12 protein-coding genes are annotated in these 16052 nt (G+C 68.6%); 8 read left to right on the top strand and 4 right to left on the bottom strand.

The genetic code is table 11. The features are described 5' to 3' along the window. Positions 1–112: 112 nt before the first annotated feature. The 6 genes from J2Z79_RS03795 (at position 113) to argH (ending at position 9453) form a co-directional block, all read left to right on the top strand. Positions 113–1267: a stage II sporulation protein P gene (locus J2Z79_RS03795; protein WP_209465529.1), complete on the top strand. Its 1155-nt coding sequence runs from the start codon at positions 113–115 to the stop codon at positions 1265–1267. A 104-nt stretch (positions 1268–1371) separates the two neighbouring features. Continuing rightward, positions 1372–3183: a translation elongation factor 4 gene (gene lepA, locus J2Z79_RS03790; RefSeq protein WP_209465528.1), complete on the top strand. Its 1812-nt coding sequence runs from the start codon at positions 1372–1374 to the stop codon at positions 3181–3183. Between the two features lie 47 nt (positions 3184–3230). Continuing rightward, positions 3231–4487, top strand: a complete 1257-nt coding sequence (gene hemW, locus J2Z79_RS03785) for a radical SAM family heme chaperone HemW (RefSeq protein WP_209465527.1) — start codon at positions 3231–3233, stop codon at positions 4485–4487. 452 nt (positions 4488–4939) lie between these two features. Beyond that, positions 4940–5599: a CYTH domain-containing protein gene (locus tag J2Z79_RS03780; protein WP_209465526.1), complete on the top strand. Its 660-nt coding sequence runs from the start codon at positions 4940–4942 to the stop codon at positions 5597–5599. A gap of 22 nt (positions 5600–5621) precedes the next feature. Beyond that, positions 5622–7937, top strand: coding sequence for a glycoside hydrolase family 31 protein (locus J2Z79_RS03775; protein ID WP_209465525.1), 2316 nt, complete (start codon positions 5622–5624; stop codon positions 7935–7937). A gap of 130 nt (positions 7938–8067) precedes the next feature. Continuing rightward, positions 8068–9453 (top strand): argininosuccinate lyase, encoded by a 1386-nt coding sequence (gene argH, locus J2Z79_RS03770; protein ID WP_209465524.1) that lies wholly within the window; start codon positions 8068–8070, stop codon positions 9451–9453. On the opposite strand, the gene J2Z79_RS03765 is transcribed toward argH, so the two are convergent. Then, on the bottom strand, positions 9450–9920 hold the full coding sequence (locus J2Z79_RS03765; protein ID WP_209465523.1) for a hypothetical protein: 471 nt from the start codon (positions 9918–9920) through the stop codon (positions 9450–9452). The genes argH and J2Z79_RS03765 overlap by 4 nt on opposite strands. A gap of 207 nt (positions 9921–10127) precedes the next feature. Here J2Z79_RS03765 and J2Z79_RS03760 point away from each other — a divergent pair, with 207 nt between their 5' ends. Then, a complete protein-coding gene (locus J2Z79_RS03760; protein ID WP_209465522.1) occupies positions 10128–11852 on the top strand; it encodes a S8 family serine peptidase in 1725 nt (574 codons plus the stop codon). Between the two features lie 244 nt (positions 11853–12096). Then, the gene (locus J2Z79_RS03755) at positions 12097–13776 is read left to right on the top strand and encodes a S8 family serine peptidase (protein ID WP_209465521.1); all 1680 of its coding nucleotides are present in this window, start codon (positions 12097–12099) and stop codon (positions 13774–13776) included. A gap of 76 nt (positions 13777–13852) precedes the next feature. Here the strand turns inward: J2Z79_RS03755 and J2Z79_RS03750 are convergent, their stop codons facing one another. From J2Z79_RS03750 to J2Z79_RS03740, 3 genes are read right to left on the bottom strand one after another with little or no spacing between them, the layout of a single operon-like run. Further along, positions 13853–14512 carry an amino acid ABC transporter permease gene (locus tag J2Z79_RS03750; RefSeq protein ID WP_209465520.1) on the bottom strand — a complete coding sequence of 220 codons (660 nt, stop codon included), beginning with the start codon at positions 14510–14512 and terminating at the stop codon, positions 13853–13855. Then, complete coding sequence (locus tag J2Z79_RS03745; RefSeq protein WP_209465519.1) at positions 14509–15198, bottom strand: amino acid ABC transporter permease; 690 nt, start codon at positions 15196–15198, stop codon at positions 14509–14511. Before J2Z79_RS03745 ends, J2Z79_RS03750 begins: the two co-directional genes overlap by 4 nt. Positions 15199–15201: 3 nt before the next feature. Then, positions 15202–16029: a transporter substrate-binding domain-containing protein gene (locus J2Z79_RS03740; protein WP_209465518.1), complete on the bottom strand. Its 828-nt coding sequence runs from the start codon at positions 16027–16029 to the stop codon at positions 15202–15204. Between the last annotated feature and the right edge of the window lie 23 nt (positions 16030–16052).

The following is a 16052-nucleotide window of genomic DNA, read 5'->3' as shown; positions in this document are numbered from 1 at the left end:
GCGGCTGGCGCCCCCGACCCGTCCCGGGCCGGGGGCTCTTGCTTGTCCCTCGCTTGTCATAATGCAGGCAGCCTGTCCGTAGACATGGGTAGGCCCATTGAGAGCAGGCGAGGTGAGTCCCATCGACCGCAACCTGTGGACGGCGAGGCCGCTCCTGGTCGCCTACGTGCTGGTGATCACGGCCATGATCGGCCTGCTGGTGAACCGTCAGCCCCCGGTCGCCGGCACCGTGCCGGCGATGTCCGAGTCCACGGCCTCCTCCGGGGCGCACGGGGCGGAGAAGGAGCCGCCGCCCCTCTGGCTGCAGTTCTTCCGCCCCGGGCTGCCCGCGGCGCAGCGGATGCTGCGAACGGCCCTGCCCGTCCTCGCCGTGTCCGGTATGCCCGCGACGGAGGAGCGGCGCGACTTGCGCTTCTTGTGGACAGGCCAGGGCCAGCAGCGCCCGCAGACGCTGTTCCAGGCCGCCCTGCCGTTCCTGCGGCTGCAGGCAGAGCCCGTGCGACCCGTGTCGCCGGGGCCGGCCATCCCGTCGGGCGAGAGCCCCGGACCCGAGGAGCCCCCGCCGGTGCCGGCGCAGCGCGCGCCTGAGCCGGCGCGGCGGCCTCCCGTGGTCAACGGGGGGTTGCCGCTGGTGGGCATCTACCACACGCACGACTACGAGGCATACATCTCGGAGTTCCCCGACCTGGCCGTCAGCACCGACCAGGACCTGATCCAGATCGCGTCCTACGACCACAGCAAGCCGACCATCGTCGACATCGGCGAGATCCTGGCTCACCGGCTGAGGGACCTGGGCGTGACCACGGTCCACGCCCCGTTCCGGCACCAGGAGCTGGGCTACGACTACGCCTACCAGTCCTCCCGGGCCACCGCCCAGCAGATTCTGCGGGAGGCGCCCACGGTGAAGGTGCTGCTCGACCTGCACCGGGACGGCAACATGGACCTGGACGCCACGACGTACATCGACGGGCTGCCGGTGGCCAGGGTCCGCTGCGTGATCGGCGCCCGCGACGACCTGACCCACTGGCAGGAGAACCTGGCCTTCTGCGAGGCGCTGATGGCGAAGATGGAGGAAGCCAACCCCGGCATCACCCTGCCCACGCTGACCCCGCAGGCCCGGTACAACCAGGACCTGCTCCCCGGGGCGATCCTGCTGGAGATCGGCAACGCCCTGAACACGTTCGACGAGGCGGCGCGGGCCGTGGACCACGTGGCCGAGGCCCTCGTAGAACTGCTTCGGGCCGGCGAGTACCCGGGTTCACCCTGAAGCACGGCGGCGCAGGCCGCCCCGCGCCCCCAGGCGTTGTGCCCCTCGCACAGGTGGTGATATAATACTCTGAAGCCTGTTCTGGGGGGCAGAAAGAGGAGAGAATGGTCGACCAGAAGCACATCCGCAACTTCTGCATCATCGCCCACATCGACCACGGCAAGTCCACCCTGGCCGACCGCCTGATCGAGTTCACCGGGGTGCTGACCAAGCGGGAGATGGAGGATCAGGTCCTGGACACCATGGACCTGGAGCGGGAGCGGGGCATCACCATCAAGGCGCAGTCCGTGCGCATGGACTACACGGCCGACGATGGCGAGCACTACGTCCTCAACCTCATCGACACGCCAGGGCACGTCGACTTCACCTACGAGGTCTCCCGTGCGCTGGCGGCCTGCGAGGGCGCCCTGCTGGTGGTGGACGCCTCGCAGGGCATCGAGGCGCAGACGCTCGCCAATGTCTATATGGCCCTGGAGCACGACCTCGAGATCATCCCGGTGATCAACAAGATCGACCTGCCCTCAGCCGAGCCGGAGAAGGTGAAGCGGGAGATCGAGGAGGTCATCGGCCTCGATACCTCGATCGCCATCATGGCGTCGGCCAAGACGGGCATCGGGATGAAGGAGATCCTCGAGGCCGTGGTCAACTTCGTCCCGCCGCCGCAGGGCGACGAGCGGGCGCCGCTGCGCGCCCTCATCTACGACTCCTTCTATGACTCGTACAAGGGCGTCGTGACCTACTTCCGGGTATTCGACGGCACGGTCCGGAAGGGCGACCGCATCAGGTTCATGGCCACCGGCAAGGAGTTCATCGTCGACGACCTCTATGTCTTCCGCCCCGGGCTCACCCCCGTGGACGAGCTGCGGGCGGGCGAGGTGGGGGCCCTGGCCGCCGCCATCCGGGAGGTCAAGAACGTCCGGGTGGGCGATACCATCACCCGGGCCGACAACCCGGCCCGCGAGCCCCTGCCGGGCTACCGCAAGGCCACGCCCATGGTCTTCACGGGCCTCTATCCCGTGGAGTCCAACGACTACGGCCGCCTGCGCGACGCCCTGGAGAAGCTGCAGCTCAACGACGCCTCGCTCTCCTTCGAGCCGGAGACGTCGGAGGCGCTGGGCTTCGGCTTCCGCTGCGGCTTCCTGGGCCTCCTGCACATGGACGTGATCCAGGAGCGGCTGGAGCGGGAGTTTGACCTGAACCTGATCACCACCGCCCCCAACGTGGTCTACCGCATCAACCTGACGGGCGGCGGGCAGGTGATGATCGAGAACCCGGCCGACTGGCCCGACCAGACCATGATCGAGAGCGTGGAGGAGCCCGTCGTCAAGGCCTCGATCATCACCCCCTCCGAGTACGTCGGCCCGCTGATGGAGCTCTGCCAGGACCGGCGGGGAACCTTCATCAACATGGAGTACCTGAACGAGAAGCGGGTCAACCTGCACTACAAGCTGCCGCTGTCCGAGATCATGTACGACTTCTTCGACCAGCTGAAGACCCGCTCCCGGGGCTACGCCAGCTTCGACTACGAGGTGACGGGATACGAGCAGGCGGACATGGTGAAGATGGACATCCTGCTCAACGGCGATCCCGTTGATGCGCTCTCGTGCATCGTCCACCGCGACAAGGCGCAGAAGCTGGGTCGGTCGCTGGTGACCCGCCTGCGCAAGCTGATCCCGCGGCAGCTGTTCGAGGTGCCGATCCAGGCGGCCATCGGCAACAAGATCCTGGCGCGCGAGAACATCGCCCCCCTCCGCAAGGACGTGCTGGCCAAGTGCTACGGCGGCGACGTCACCCGCAAGCGCAAGCTGCTGGAGAAGCAGAAGGAGGGCAAGAAGCGGATGAAGGCGGTCGGCTCCGTCGAGATTCCGCAGGAGGCGTTCATGGCGGTGCTCTCCACCGATTCCGACGACGACTAGCTCCGCCGGCCGGGCTCCACAGGGCCCGGCCGCTGTATTGAGGGGGCATGGCCGTGCCCATCGGGCTCTACGTGCACATCCCGTACTGCCAGCACAAGTGCGGCTACTGCGATTTCAACAGCCACGCGGGCTCCGACCGGGAGGAGCAGGCGCGGTACGTCGACGCGCTCCTGGCCGAGATGGACCTCTGGGCGGCGCGGCCCGAGCTGGCCGGGGAGCAGGTGGCCACCGTCTTCGTGGGCGGCGGCACGCCGACGCTGCTCGAGGGGACGCAGCTCGCCCGCGTGCTGACGGCGATCCGCCGGCGATTTCACCTTGCGCCTGACGCCGAGGTGACGGTGGAGGCCAACCCCGGCACGGTGGACCTGGAGGGGGAGAAGCTGCACCTGGCCCGCGCCGCGGGGGCGACCCGCATCTCCTTCGGCGCGCAGGCCCGGCAGGCGCACCTGCTCAGGCGCCTGGGGCGCATCCACACGGCGGCGGATGTGGAGGAGGCGGTCGCGGCGGCCCGGCGGGCCGGCTTCGGCAACATCAACCTCGACCTGATGTACGGCCTGCCGGGGCAGACGGCCGGCGACTTCCGCGACACCGTCGAGTGGGCGCTCTCCCTGGGACCCACGCACATCAGCGCCTACAGCCTGATCGTGGAGGAGGGCACCCCCTTCCACCGGGAGTGGCAGGCGGGCCGGCTGAACCTGCCGCCCGAGGAGGCGGAGGAGGAGATGTTCCGCGCGGGGAAGGCGCGGCTGGAGGCGGCCGGGTTCGCGCAGTACGAGGTCTCCAACTACGCCCGCCCCGGCTTCCGCTGCCGGCACAACCTGATCTACTGGCGGAACGAGCACTACCTGGGGCTCGGCTGCGGCGCCCACTCCTTCCTGCGGCTGGCCGCGCCCCTGGGCAACCTGGGGGCTCCCCGGCCGGGCCTCAGCGCCTCCCGGGTGCAGGGCCTCGGAGAGGTGATCACGGCGCCCGGCCGTCCCGGCCAGCAGTACCGGTTCTGGAACGTGAAGCACCCCGGCGCCTACCGGCGCGCCCTGGAGCGGGGCGAGCTCCCCGTGGAGGCCGGGGAGGCCATCGACCGGCGCGCGGAGATGGCGGAGACGATGTTCATGGGGCTCCGGCTGCTGGAGGGGATCAGCGACGCACGGTTCCGGGACCGGTTCGGCGTCGGCATCTGCGAGGTGTACGGCCCGGCGGTGGACCGGCTCCGGGAGCAGGGACTGCTCGAGTGGAGCGAGGGGCACCTGCGGCTGACGGACCGGGGGCTGCGGCTGGGGAACGTGGTCTGGGAGGCGTTTGTGTAGGCCGGTTCGGCGCGGGGGCAGGAAGCGCTGGCCGAGAATGTGAATGCCCACAGGGTGTTCACAAGGTATTCACAGGTTATCCTCCGAATCTGCTGTCGAATTCACTGCAGAAGGACATGACCTGAATGGCAACATTGGCTGTCACCGTCTGCCGGCGGTGTGGGCGGACGAACGAGGAGCTTTACCAGACGTTGGACAATGGTGGCCGTTGGGCCGTGGTCTCAGGTGCATGCACCTGCGGCCACCGCTGGACCGTGATCCAGACCGCCCCTGCGAACTATCCGATCCTGCGGGCGTGGCTGGGGCGCGGTTGTCAGCCGCCGGAGGGGCCGCTTGCCCCGCTGCGCGGCGGTCCCTGGCAGAGTTGGCGTCTGGAGGGGGTTGAGGTACAGGCAGATCCCGGATCGGGAAGGGCAGCCTGCCCGTAGGCCCCACGCAGGAAGGTGACGAGTGTGGAAGTCGAGATCAAGCTGCACGTACCTCCCACCGTCCCTGGCGGCCCGGCCGCGCTCTTCGCGCGCCTGGCGGAGGAGGAGAGACTGGCCGGGTACGAGTTGGGGCCTGTCCGCAGCATCCAGCTGAGGGACACCTACTTCGACACCGATAAGGGCGCCCTGGCCGCGGCCGCTTCCTGTCTCCGGCTGCGGCACGAGAACGGCCGGGCGCTGGTCACCCTGAAGGAGACCACGGGGCGGCAGGGGGCTCTGGCCGCCCGGGCCGAGTACGAGGTCCCGCTGGACCCGGACCGCCTCACGGCGCTGCTGGCCCGGATCCGCCTGCTGATCGGACCCGTGCGCGTGCCCTTCGCCGCCTTTGCCTCAGGGCGGCCCGCCGGCCCCCTGCTGCCCGTGCTGGACGTACATACCGAGCGGCTGGAGCGCAGCGTCGGCGCGGTCGCCACCCTCGCCCTGGACCGGGTGACCTACCCCGGCCTCGCCCCCGAGCCGTATTACGACATCGAGATCGAAGCCGCGCCGGACATGCCGGACGTGGCGGTACTGCGCGCCCTGGAGGCTGACCTGCAGCAGCTGGCCGGCGGTCACCTGATCCCTTCCGGGCAGTCCAAGCTGGAGCGCGGGCTCGGGCTGCGCAACTACGGCGAATGGACCTGAAAAGGTTGAGGAGGATCTGCACATGTCGCAACTGGAACGCGTAACGGACTGGCACACCACCGCACACGACCTGGTCCTCCGGTTTCGCGGCGCCACGCTGACGCTCACGCCGCTGGCCGGCGACCTGATCCGGCTGCGCGTGGCCTCGGATGGCGCGACGGCGCCGTCGACCGGCGCCGTCGTCTGGGACCGGGAGCCCGTCGCACCGCAGGTGACCGAGCATGCGGGCGGCCTCACGCTGGCCGCCGGCCGCGTGCGCGTCGAGATCGCCCTCGCCCCCCTGCGGCTCTCGTGGTACGAGGGCGACCGTCTCTTCGCGCAGGACGAGGCGATCCTGGCCGCGCCCGACCGCGTGGTGCTGCGGCGCGCAATGCCCCCCGACGAGCACTACTACGGCTTCGGCGAGAAGACCGGCTACCTGGACAAGCGGGGCCGGCGCCTGGAGATGTGGGCCACCGACGAGGGCAACCACACCCCCTCCGCCGATCCGCTCTACCAGTCGATCCCCTTCTTCCTGGCGCTGCGGGACGGTCGGGCCCACGGGCTGTTCGTGGACTGTGGGGCGCGCTCCGTCTTCGACATGGGCTCCCTCGACCCCGCCGACGCGTACACGGTCGAGGTGTTCAGCCCGGTTCTGGACGCCTACGTGTTCGCGGGCCCGCGCATGGCCGACATCGTGCGGCGCTACGCCGAGCTCACCGGGCGGATGGAGCTGCCCCCGCTCTGGTCGCTGGGCTTCCATCAGTGCCGCTGGTCCTACTTCCCCGAGGCGAAGGTGCGGGAGGTCGCCCGCAACTTCCGGGAGCGGGAGATCCCCTGCGACGCCATCTGGCTGGACATCGACTACATGGACGGCTACCGGGTCTTCACGTGGGACCGGGAGCGCTTCCCCGATCCTGAGGGGCTCGTGGCCGACCTGGGCCGCGACGGCTTCCGGGTGGTCACCATCGTCGACCCCGGCGTGAAGCAGGACGAGCAGTACGCGGTCTACCGCGAGGGCGTGGAGAAGGGGTATTTCATCACCCAGCCGGACGGCTCGCTGACGGTGGGCGAGGTCTGGCCCGGCGCGTCCGTCTTCCCCGACTTCCAGCGGGCGTCGGTGCGCGCCTGGTGGGGCGACCTCTACCGGGAGGCGTACTACGACAAGGGCGTCGCCGGCGTGTGGAACGACATGAACGAGCCGGCCAACTGGCTGGGCAACGCCGCGGGCGAGAAGACCCTTCCCCACGACGCCCTCCAGGGCGAGTCCGGGGAGCGCGTCCCTCACGCGGCGGTGCACAACCTCTATGGCTTCAATATGGCCCGGGCCACGTACGAGGGGTGGAAGCGGCACCGTCCCGGCCTGCGGCCCTTCATCCTCACCCGGTCGGGCTACGCGGGAATCCAGCGGTACGCCGCCGTCTGGATGGGCGACAACCACTCCTGGTGGGAGCACATCCTGGCCCACATGACCATGTGCGCGGGCATGGGGCTCTCCGGCGTCCCCTTCGTCGGCACCGATGTCGGCGGCTTCAACGCCAACCCCAACGGCGAGCTGGTTGCCCGCTGGATCGCCATCGGTGCCCTGACGCCCTTCTTCCGGATGCACACCGCCTGGGGCACCCGGGACCAGGAGCCGTGGTCCTTCGGCCCCGAGGTCGAGGCGATCTGCCGCAAGTACATCCGGCTGCGCTACCGGCTGCTGCCGTATGTCTACACGCTGATGGAGGAGGCCGCCCGCACCGGGCTGCCCGCCATGCGGCCGCTGGTGCTGGAGCACCAGGAGGACCCGGAGACGTGGCACATCTCGGACCAGGTGCTGATCGGCCGTGATCTCCTGGCGGCGCCGGTCTACCAGCCCGGGGTCACCCGGCGGCTGGTCTACCTGCCTGCGGGCGCCTGGTACGACTTCTGGACCGGGGAGCGCCTCGCGGGCGGCCGGTACGTCGTGGCTGAGGCGCCGCTGGACGTGATCCCGCTCTATGTGCGGGCCGGCGCGGCGCTGCCCATGGGGCCCGAGATGAGCCACACCGGCGCCGTGCCGATGGAGACGCTGACGCTGCACGTCTACGCCGGCGAGGGCGACTTCACGCTGTACGAGGACGAGGGCGAGGGCTACGGCTACCAGCGGGGCGTCTTCGCCCGTACCCGGATCACGGTGCAGCCGGACCGGGTGACCGTGAGCCTGCCCGAGGGCGGCTACACGCCCACGTGGCGGCGGGTGGAGCTGCTGCTCCACGGCTTCGCGGGCGACCTCGCCCTGGACGGCACGCCCGTACGGGATGCCTCCGGCGTGGCCGGCGCCCGGCGGCTGGTCGTCGAGCGGCAGGGCGGGTTTACCGTCACCGCGTCCCGGTAGCCATCGATGCGAACGCGAACCCGGCCGGACCGAGCGGTGTCCGACCGGGTTTTCCGCACCGGTAGGTTGAATGATTATGCGGCAAGTAGTATAATCATGCAGACTTCGGATTGCGAGGAGGCCGCGTGCCATGACCAAGCTCTGGGGAGGGCGCTTCACCAAGTCAGCCGACAAGACCGCCGAGGGGTTCACCTCCTCGCTGTCCTTCGACCGCCGGCTCTACAGGCAGGACATCCGGGGCTCGATCGCGCACGCCCGGATGCTGGCGAAGCAGGGGATCATCCCGGCGGAGGACGCGGACCTCATCGAACGGGGGCTGCGGGAGATCGAGGCCGAGATCGAGGCGGGCCAGTTCCCCTTCCGCCAGGAGTACGAGGACATCCATCTGAACATCGAGAAGCGGCTGATCGAGAAGATCGGCCCGGCGGGGGGACGGCTGCACACGGCCCGCAGCCGGAACGACCAGGTGGTCACGGACGTGCACCTGTGGGTGAAGGACGAAATCGACGCGGTGCAGCGGCTGATCAGCGACCTGCAGGGAACCCTCCTGGACCGGGCCCGGGAGCAGATGGGCGTCATCATGCCGGGATACACCCACCTGCAGCGGGCGCAGCCGGTTCTGCTCTCGCACCACCTCATGGCCTACTTCTGGATGCTGGAGCGGGACTACGGCCGCCTCGCCGACGCCCGCAAGCGCGCTGACCTCTCGCCGCTGGGCGCAGGGGCGATGGCTGGCACGACCTTCCCCATCGACCGGGAGTTCACGGCGGCGGAGCTGGGCTTCGCCGGCGTCTACCCCAACTCGATGGACGCGGTGAGCGACCGGGACTTCATCATCGAGTTCGTGGCGGCCGCGGCCATCTGCCAGATGCACCTCTCCAGGCTGGCGGAGGAGCTGGTCAACTGGTCCTCCACCGAGTTCGGCTTCGTGGAGATGGACGACGCCTACGCCACCGGCTCGTCCATCATGCCGCAGAAGAAGAACCCCGACGTCGCCGAGCTCGTGCGGGGCAAGACGGGCCGGGTCTACGGCGACCTGATGGCCCTGCTGACGGTGCTGAAGGGGATCCCCCTCACGTATCACAGCGACCTGCAGGAGGACAAGGAGCGGCTCTTTGACGCCGTGGACACCCTGAAGGCCTGCCTGACGGTGATGACGGGCATGCTGGCCACGGTGAAGTTCAACCGGGAGCGGATGGCCCAGGCGGTGCGGCAGGACTTCTCCAACGCCACCGACATGGCCGACTACCTGGCGAAGAAGGGCATGCCCTTCCGCGAGGCCCACGAGGTGGTGGGCCGGGCGGTGCTCTACTGCATCGAGCGGGGCAAGTTCCTGGCCGACTGCACCATGGCGGAGTTCAAGGCGTTCTCGGACCTGTTCGAGGAGGACATCTACCAGGCCATCGCCCCCGAGACCTGCGTCAACCTGCGCACCTCGCAGGGGGGCACTGCCCCCGCCGAGGTGGAGAAGCAGCTGGCGCTGGCGGCGGGGATCCTCGCGGCGCGCGTGGGCTAAGCTCCTCCTCCACCCGGCGCAGGGTCTCCGCCAGCGGCGGCACGCCCCACTCCGCCCGCTCCTCGTCCGTGGTCTCCGGGTCGTAGGGCAGCAGCCGCCAGCCCTGGCTGTCCTTGAAGAACTGCGTGCCGTACTTCTGGGGCTTCCCCTGGGCGGTCAGCCAAGTCCAGGGAGGCCGCGGCCAGCCACCTGGCTCGTTTCTGCTCGGGATGGCCCAGCTCCACCGCCCGCAGGGCCAGCTCGTGCGCCCGGCGGAAATCGTCCGGGCCGTCGCCGTGCTGCAGCAGCATGGCGGCGTGGAAGTAGTCCTGGGCGGTCGTCAGCGCGCCCTCGGCGACCAGCGCCGCTGCCCTCGCCCGGCGCCGGCGGTCGCGCTCGGCCATCGCCTGCAGGCCCTGCGGGTCGGCCGGCAAGTTCATGCGGTCCCTCTGGTCCTCCTGGTAGAGTGCGGCCAGTTCCGGATGCACCCACCCTCGCCCCTTTGAAAAGAACATATGTTTCCTTATGTTCGCGCGTTTCGCTTCGCATCCTGCATGTTAATAGCTACACGTTCAGCCCTTGGCGAAAAGCGCCAGCACTCCCTTGTCCTTCCTCCTGGTTGGCCTTACCATGGCCACACCGCACCAACGCGGGGCAGGCTCCACCGGCCTGCAGAACGGAAAGGAGGAGGACCCATGAAGCGAGTTGCGATCTGGCTCACGGCCCTGTGCACCGTGCTCGCTGCCTCGGCGCAGACCCCGGTTCTGGCTCAGGCTCAGGCAGTCTCGCCGAAGGACCAGGTGCGAGCGGACCTGACGGCCCCGGCGGTTCCCGGTCAGTTCCTCGTCCAGTTCAAACCGGGCCTCGCGGCGGCCCAGCGGGCGGCCATCGCCAGTCAGGTGGGGGCGAAGGTGGTGGACCGCGTGGCGGCCCTGGACGTGGAGGTGCTGGAGTTCCCGGCCCTGTCCGCCAAGGCCGACCTGAAGGCCGCAGAGGCGACCCTCAAGGCCCTGAAGATGAACCCCAACGTCGTGTACGCGGAACCCAACTACATCTTCACCGTCGACTGGACGCCCAACGACCCGGGCCTCAGCCAGCAGTGGGCCTGGGACCGGATCGACGCCTACGAGGCCTGGGACATCACCCGGGGCAGCGCCGACACGATCATCGCCATCGTGGACACGGGCGTTCAGCGCAACCACCCGGACCTTGACGCCAAGATCGTCCCCGGCTGGGACTTCGTCAGCAACGACAACGCCCCCGACGACGGCAACGGCCATGGCACCCACGTCGCGGGCACCGCGGCGGCCGAGACCAACAACGGCACCGGCGGCGCCGGCCTCTGCCCCGAGTGCAAGATCATGCCCGTTCGGGTGCTGAACAACTCCGGCAGCGGCACCCTGGCCGCCGTGGCCAACGGCATCATCTGGGCGGCTGACAACGGCGCACACGTGATCAACCTGAGCCTGGGCGCCTCCACCGGCGCCACGACGCTGCAGAACGCCGTCAACTACGCATGGAACAAGGGCGTGTTCCTGGCCTGCGCCGCCGGCAACGAGAACACCAGCGCACCGTCGTACCCGGCGTACTACGCCAACTGCTTCGCCGTCGCCTCCACCACCAGCTCCGATACCCGCTCCTCCTTCTCCAACTACGGCAGCTGGGTCGAGGTGGCTGCGCCCGGCTCCAACATCTACTCCACGTGGATCAACAGCGGCTACAACACCATCAGCGGCACCTCGATGGCCACGCCGCACGTCGCCGGCCTGGCGGGCCTTCTGGCCTCCCAGGGCCTGAGCAACGCGGAGATCTGGGAGTGCATCATGGCGTCGGCCGATGCCATTCCGGGCACGGGCACCTACTGGACGGGGGGCAGGATCAACGCCTACCGGGCGGTCCAGTGCAACGGCGACCCCGGAGACCCGGGTGACCCCGGCGATCCCGGAGATCCCGGCGACCCTGGCGAGCCCGGCGAGAACCGGATCCAGAACGGCGGCTTCGAGAACGGCACCGCCCCCTGGGCGCAGAGCTCCTCGGGCGGCTACCAGCTGATCGACAGCACCCTGCCCCGCACCGGCAACTACAGCGCCTGGCTGGGCGGCTACAACTTCGGCACCGACGCCATCAGCCAGGTGGTGACCGTTCCGCAGAACGGCACCCTGACCTACTGGTGGTACATGACCTCCAGCGAGGGGAGCTCCACCGCCTACGACTACCTGAGGGTCCGTCTCTACAGCCAGAGCGGCAGCCTGCTGGCCACGCTGGCGACCCACAGCAACCGGGACACCCGGAACCAGTGGGTGCAGGACTCCATCAACCTGTCCGCCTACGCCGGCCAGACGGTGCGCCTGGAGTTCAGCGCCACCAACGACTGGCTGCTGCCGACCAGCTTCTTCATCGATGACGTCGCCCTGCAGTAGGCCGGAAGGAACAGGGCCCCCGCTGCCCTGCCTTACACACCAGAGAACGGCTGCACGCCCCGCGTGCAGCCGTTCGCGCGCGGGTGCGGCCTCCGACCAGGACGCCGGCCGGCCCGGCAGTTCAGCCCCTGGCGAGTAGCGCCGCCCCACCCTTGTCCTTCCTCCCCGCCGGCCTTACCATGGCCTCACCGCACAGCCGCGGGGCAGGCCTGAGCGCCTGCAGATCAGGGAAGGAGGAGGACGCATGAAGCGTGTTGCAGTCTGGCTTACGGCCCTGTGCACCGTGCTCGCGGCCTCGGCCCGCACTCCTGCTCTGGCTCATGCCGAGGCGGTCTCGCCGAAGGACCAGGTGCGAGCAGACCTGACGGTTCCGGCGGTCCCCGGCCAGTTCCTCGTCCAGTTCAAGCCGGGCCTGGCCGCCGCCCAGCGGGAGGCCATCGCCACTGAGCTGGGCGCGAAGGTGGTGGACCGGGTGGCGGCCCTGGACGTGGAGGTGCTAGAGTTCCCGGCCCTGTCCGCCAGGCGCGACCCCAAGGCTGCCGAGGAGATCATCAGGACGCTGAAGATGAACCCTAACGTCACCTACGTCGAACCCAACTACATCTTCACCGCGAACTGGACGCCCAACGACCCCTACTTCTCGCAGCAGTGGGGCCCCCAGAAGATCCAACTCCCCGCGGCCTGGGACCACACGCGGGGCAGCTCCAACGTGGTGATCGCGATCGTGGACACGGGCGTGCAGCGCAACCACCCCGACCTTTCCGCCAAGCTTGTCCCCGGCTGGGACTTCGTCGACAACGATGACGACCCCGACGACGAGAACGGCCACGGCACCCACGTGGCGGGTATCGCGGCGGGCTTGACCAACAACGGCATCGGCATTGCTGGCGGCTGCCCCCACTGCAGGATTATGCCGGTGCGCGTGCTGGACCGCTCGGGCAACGGCAGCCTGGCCAACGTGGCCCACGGCATCACCTGGGCCGCTGACCACGGCGCACAGGTGATCAACCTGAGCCTCGGTAGTTCCGCGGGCACCACGACGCTGCGGAACGCCATCGACTACGCATGGAACCGGGGCGCATTCCTGGCCTGCGCCGCAGGCAACGACAACAGCAGCAGCCCGACCTACCCCGCCTACTATTCCAGTTGCATGGCCGTCGCCGCCTCCACCTCCTCTGATGCCCGTGCGTCTTTCTCTAACTATGGCTCCTGGGTGGACGTGGCGGCCCCTGGCCAAAGCATCATGTCCACGTGGCTGGGCGGCGGCTACGCCAACCTCAACGGCACCTCGATGGCCACGCCGCTCGTCTCCGGCCTGGCCGGCATTCTGGCCTCCCAGGGGCTGAGCAACAGTCAGATCTGGCAGCGCATCTGCTCGACGGCAGACATGATCTCCGGCACCGGCACCTACTGGACGTGCGGCCGCATCAACGCCTACCGGGCGGTCACCTACAGCAGCAACCCCGGCAACCCGGGCAGTCCCGCACTGCAGAACGGCGGGTTTGAGAACGGCACCGCCCCGTGGGCCCAGAGCTCCTCGGGCGGCTACCAGCTGATCGACACCACCCTGCCCCGCACCGGCAGCTACAGTGCCTGGCTGGGCGGTTACAACAACGGCACCGACGCCATCAGCCAGGTGGTGACCGTTCCGCAGAACGGCACCCTGACCTTCTGGTGGTACATGTCGTCCCAGGAGGGCAGCGCCATCGCCTACGACTACCTGCGGGTCCGCCTCTACAGCCAGAACGGCACGCTCCTGGCCACGGTGGCCACGCACAGCAACCGCGACACCCGGAACCAGTGGGTGCAAGACACCATCAACCTGTCCGCCTACGCCGGCCAGACGGTGCGCCTGGAGTTCAGCGCAACGAATGACGCGATCCTGCCCACCAGCTTCTTTATCGACGACGTCTCCCTGCAGTAGGCAGCTCCGCCTGGGCCCACTCCGACCAGGCCGACAGGAAAACGGCTGCACCCCGTGTGCAGCCGTTTTCGCGAGTCTACATGGTCAGCCACGACATGCGCCGCTCCTGCCAGAGCCCCAGCCGGTTCAGGCCCAGACAGAGGATGTAGTAGATCAGGCCGATCATGCCGAAGATGGCGAAGAACTGGACTGTGGAGCCGTGCTGGCCCAGGATGATGACGCCCTTGCCGGTCAGCTCCTGCACGCCGACCACCCACACGTACGAGGTGTCCTTCACCACCGTGATGAACTGGCCCGTCAGCGGCGGGATCATCTTGCGCAGCGCCTGGGGCAGCACGATGTGACGCATCGTCTGCCACCAGGTGAACCCCTGCGACCGGGCGGCCTCCCACTGCCCCTTGTCCACCGAGTTCAGGCCGCCCCGTACGATCTCGCCCACGATGGCCGCGGTGAAGAGCGTCATCGCCAGCGTGCCGGAGTTGACGGGCTTCAGCGGCATGGTGAAGCGGAAGAGGAGGATGAGGAGGATGAGCGGCGAGGCGCGGAAGCTCTCGATGTAGACGGCCGCAAGCGACGCCAGCAGCCGGTGGCCGCTGTACCGCATCACGCCGAGCAGAGTTCCGAGGATGAAGGAGAAGACGATGGTGAAGAAGCTGATGCGCAGGGTGATCAGGAGGCCCTCGGCCATGAACCGGACGTTGTGCCACTGGGCGAGGACCGCGAGCTCCTCCATCATGCGGCTGTCACCTCCCCGCCGCGGCTGAGCCGCACCCGCTCCTCCCACCGCCGGGCCAGCTGGGCCAGCGGGAAGCAGATGGCGAAGTAGATCGCCCAGACCGTGAGGTAGGCCGGGCCGTAGTAGCCGGTGGAGGCCGACCAGGAGTCAGCCTGGAACATGAGGTCCCCGCCGGAGATCATGGCCAGGATGGACGAGTTCTTGATCAGCGCCACGGCTTGGTTGGTCATGGGCGGCAGCACGATCTGCGCCGCCTGGGGCAGGATGACGTAGCGCATGGCCTGCACGTAGGAGAAGCCCTGCGACAGTGCGGCCTCCAGCTGCCCCCTGTGAATCGCCTGAATGCCGGCCCGCACCACTTCGGTCACGTAGGCGCCGTGGTAGACGCCGAGTCCCAGCACGCCCACCACGGGGGTGGGCAGCATGATGTCAAAGTGGGGCAGGAGGTAGTAGAGGAAGAACACCTGGGTCACGAGCGGCGTGTTCTGGATCAGGTTTACATACAGGCGGCTCACAGCCCGGCCGCTCCTCCAAGGGGCGGTGGCGAGGACACCGAACAGCACGCCCAGCGCCAGAGCGAGGAGGAGGGCCAGCCCCGCCGTGGAGGCGGTCCGGCCCAGACCCTCGAGGAGGATGTGCCAGTCTCGAAAGAGCGCCTGCCACTTGAATGCGGCAAAGCGATCCACTGGCTACTTCAGCCCCCACTTCTCGTACAGCTGGTCCATCTCACCGGAGGCCTTCATCTCCTTGATGATGTTGTTGACGAACTCGGCCAGCTCGGTGTTGGACTTCTTGGTCGCGATGCCGTAATCCTGAGGTGCGAACTTGTCGGGCAGCATCACGTTCTTGTCGTCCTTGTAGCCCCAGAGGATCGACTGGTCCACCGAGAAGGCGTCGATCCGGCCGGAGTCAAGCGCCGCCTTGATCTCCGGGTAGGTGGCGAACTCCATGAAGTTGACGGTGATGCCATCCTTCTCCGCCTGCTCGGTCAGCGCCGCCCGGGTGGAGGCGGACTGCGCCACGCCGATGGTCTTGCCGTCGAGGTCCTTCCAGGACGTGATCCCGCTGTTGGCCAGGACGAGGAAGCCCACGTTGTCGGTGAAGTACGGGTCGGAGAAGTTCCAGCTCTTCTTCCGCTCCTCGGTGATCGTGAACGTCGCGATCACCATGTCGATCTCGCCGTTGTCCAGGGCAGGACCGCGGGTCTTGGCGTTGACGCCGGTGAACTGCACCTTGCTCTCGTCGCCGAAGATCTCCTTCGCGATGCGCTTCGCGAGGTCGATCTCCATGCCCTCATGGACGTTCTTGGCGGGGTCCAGGTAGCCGAACTTCGGCACGTCCTCCTTCACGCCCACCCTCAGGACGCCGGCGTCCTTGATCTTCTGGACCTGCGCCGGGAGGCTGGAGGCACCGTCCCCGGAACCGCCGCCGGCCGGTGCCTTGGATACCCCCCCGCAGCCCGCGAGAACGGCTGCGCAGAGAATCGCTGCGAGCACAACACCCCACTTGCGCTTCATCCCGATACTCCCCTCTGTCTTTG

The sequence above is a fragment of the Symbiobacterium terraclitae genome, from assembly GCF_017874315.1.
In the GTDB taxonomy this organism is placed as follows: Bacteria; Bacillota; Sulfobacillia; order Symbiobacteriales; family Symbiobacteriaceae; genus Symbiobacterium; species Symbiobacterium terraclitae.
This window is presented reverse-complemented; position numbering and strand designations above follow the sequence as displayed.

Bases quoted from the DNA above. Each gene is read 5' to 3' on its own strand.
- lepA (WP_209465528.1), top strand. From the start codon at position 1,372: ATGGTCGACCAGAAGCACATCCGCAACTTCTGCATCATCGCCCACATC.
- hemW (WP_209465527.1), top strand. From the start codon at position 3,231: ATGGCCGTGCCCATCGGGCTCTACGTGCACATCCCGTACTGCCAGCAC.
- J2Z79_RS03775 (WP_209465525.1), top strand. From the start codon at position 5,622: ATGTCGCAACTGGAACGCGTAACGGACTGGCACACCACCGCACACGAC.
- argH (WP_209465524.1), top strand. From the start codon at position 8,068: ATGACCAAGCTCTGGGGAGGGCGCTTCACCAAGTCAGCCGACAAGACC.
- J2Z79_RS03760 (WP_209465522.1), top strand. From the start codon at position 10,128: ATGAAGCGAGTTGCGATCTGGCTCACGGCCCTGTGCACCGTGCTCGCT.
- J2Z79_RS03755 (WP_209465521.1), top strand. From the start codon at position 12,097: ATGAAGCGTGTTGCAGTCTGGCTTACGGCCCTGTGCACCGTGCTCGCG.
- J2Z79_RS03750 (WP_209465520.1), bottom strand. From the start codon at position 14,512: ATGATGGAGGAGCTCGCGGTCCTCGCCCAGTGGCACAACGTCCGGTTC.
- J2Z79_RS03740 (WP_209465518.1), bottom strand. From the start codon at position 16,029: ATGAAGCGCAAGTGGGGTGTTGTGCTCGCAGCGATTCTCTGCGCAGCC.